This window comes from Pedobacter sp. 10L46_2 (assembly GCF_056395165.1).
Map to the genome: position 1 here is coordinate 1 of NZ_JBFTIZ010000415.1, position 2,904 is coordinate 2,904.

General features: G+C 39.3%; 3 protein-coding genes. All 3 read right to left on the reverse strand.

Going from position 1 to position 2,904, the window contains the following annotated elements:
* Positions 1-678: FecR family protein (locus AC1DDX_RS26005; protein WP_477622882.1), on the reverse strand; the 678-nt coding region annotated here is incomplete at its 3' end.
* Between the two features lie 122 nt (positions 679-800).
* Positions 801-2,555, reverse strand: coding sequence for an alpha-L-rhamnosidase-related protein (locus AC1DDX_RS26010; protein ID WP_477622883.1), 1,755 nt, complete (start codon positions 2,553-2,555; stop codon positions 801-803).
* Between the two features lie 23 nt (positions 2,556-2,578).
* Positions 2,579-2,904 (reverse strand): alpha-L-rhamnosidase C-terminal domain-containing protein (locus AC1DDX_RS26015; protein ID WP_477622884.1); only part of this gene is annotated, 326 nt, incomplete at its 5' end.

The following is a 2,904-nucleotide window of genomic DNA, read 5'->3' on the forward strand; positions in this document are numbered from 1 at the left end:
GAGCATTACAGAGGTAGAAGTATGCATTTTGTAATTGTTGATTTTAAAAGAGGTGCCCAGGGCTGTGGTGGCTGTTTTGCCTGAAACTACAATGAAAGGTTTGTCTTTATTTTTAGCAACGCTAAAATGAGCCTCTCCATCCATCCATAAAACCCGGTTATTTTCGTTGTAATTGTCGTCTATCTTTAGTGTTGTTAAGCTATTCATCAACACAGTACTTCCATCTGACAGCCTTATAGATTTACGTTCGTTATATCCTGTTTTTATAGTGGCTTTGGTGCTAAGTTCATTGTAGACAGGAATGGTTGTGCTATAATCCTTCCTATTCAACAGTGCATAGGCGCCTATAGCAATTAAAATTGCTGCTGCCGATGAGAACCAAAGCGTCCGGCTTTTTAAACGAATCGTTTTCGCAGGTATCTGTTCAGACTCTAATGTCTGTAAGTGTTCAATAGAAGATTTAAGTTTGGATAATTCCTGCTCCTTTTCCTGAGGATCAATTTTTACAGAAAGTAAAAAGAAAAGCGATTCGGCCTGGTGTATTTTTGTCGAAAGTTCCGGGTACCGGATAAGGATGTTTTCCCAGAATGCAATATCCTGATGGTTATCGCGCAAACAATATTTAACAAAACTTTCGTCGGTTAGAAAGTCCTCAATAGTATATAAAGAATAATCCATTTTTATCGCCTATAATTGATTTATAAGCACAAGTGCGGGACTATTCCATTTTTTACCAAAAGAATTTTAAAAATTAACACAAACAACTGATGATGAGTGCATTAATTTTAACAAGGATAATTCTATTGAATTATCCTTACTCCTTTAGGGGCATTTATATCCGTTTTAATTTTACCGTTAGCCAGTTTAGTATGTTTAATTTTTAAAACACCATAAGGTGTAGGGTATGTACCTTCTACAAACTTTAAATCACCTAAATGCGGTTCTATTTTAATTGCTTTACAACCCGCTTCCACTACTTTAACACCTAAAACATGTTCAGTTAACCATGCTGTTGGCCCCGAGGCCCATCCATGGCATAAGCTATGTCTGAAACCTACATAACAGTATGCTCCATAATCGCCATGTACGTCTTTTTTACCTTCTGGTACTAACTCATCTATGCGGGAAGCATTCGCTATCCAGTCCATATTAAAATCTTCCCAGAAAGTGGTGGCTCCTAAGTCGARCATTGCACCCCAGTACTGACGGATTACATCAATAGCACCTTGATGGTCCCCTGCTTTAGCTTTTGCCTCGAGCATATAGTAGCCATAAAAAGTAGAGAAATTTGCTGCACCACCAACTGAAAGTACATCTTTATTGGCTTTCTCTGCAGGCATTAAACCAGTAATGGCAAGCAAAGCTGCCGCTTGTTTTGAACCATTAGGATCGGGTATATATTTGCGCATCCTGGCCACCGTTTTGTTGCATAAATCAGCGGTTTCTTTATCGCCTACAAGGTTACTTATTTTGGATGCCGTAGCCAATGACCAAACCGTCATGGCCTGCAAGCCTGCATGAATTCCCTTAGGATTTTCGCTTGATGGCCAGTCCAGAAAACGCGTCCCATCCAGTTTTTCCTGATTATCATCACCAACTTTTGCTACTATTTGCTTTACCAATCCATTTAAATACTGCTTCTGTTGTTTCAGGTAATTTAAATCTCCGTTCTGCATATACCAATCGTAATGAAGAATAATCCACCACATAGAATAAGTACTTATCCCATTCATCCAACCTGGTAAAGGAGTAGTTTCCTTTGATAAATCTAAACTTTTAGGAACCACCTCATTGTATCCAAAAACAGAATTAACGGTAGATATTTCAGGATGAAGATCACCAACCCATACCAGCCTATCACGTTTAATTCCATCCCAAAGATATTCCTGCATGTTCAAGTGTACTGTATAGGCACCCGTTTCCCAARTTTTGTTCAGGCGTTCATCATTGCTTTTAAATGAACCGATATAAGGAATATCACGATAGGTAAAAATTGCACGTACTTCTTTCAATTGCAGTTCTGCATTTTCCTCTTCAAGGTCTATGCGCACAAAGCGAAATCCGCTTTCCGCCAATTGGATTCGGCCCAACCAGGGAGCCAATGTGGTAAAATCCCTGATAGCATGATCATTGGTTGCACCCTTTGGACCACCAACGTCAGACATGGCTTCGCTTGCCGATTCACCATAACGCACACGTATTTTAAGGGGAACATTTTTTGGCCCCCACATGCCGGTTACAATCTCCAATCCACCCTGCAGTTCTTTACCAAAATCCAGTAATATAGATGCTTTTTTACCTGAGCCATCATTTTTCAAGATCGCCATGTTACGATTGGCCAGATCGGCCTGACTAATTCCCGGTTTCAACAATTGCTCAATGTTGTTAACCTGGCCTTCTTTCCATAAAATCTTTACAGGAGAAATATATTGTCTGGTTAAAGGACTAATATTATCAGCTTTAGCAGAACTACTTAGTTTCTTGCCTGGCTGTGCATGTGTACTAGCGGCTATTAAACAAATGGCAAAAAGAGGATATAAGAATTTTTGTAACATGTTTTTAATTTATAATGATCTGTTTAGATTTTCTCTGTTTTAATAATATGGTTACCTGATGTAAGCTCAAAAGATCTGAAACCATCCTTTAAACCTAAGTCCTTAATGTGGTTTGACTTATCAGTTACATTTTTTGTCTCATTTTCCTGTAGCTGAAGTATAGCCGTACAATTAGGAGGTACGTTTATGTTCATGGTGAGCTGATTACCTGTACGTTTCCATGCCGTTTTGATTAAACCTGCAGGCGATTCTATATTGGCTTTGGCCCATTCCATTTGCGTGGCTGTTAACAGTGGGGGGCGAACGATAAAGCGTTGAAATCCGGGTGCCTGCGGATCGCGTTTTATAC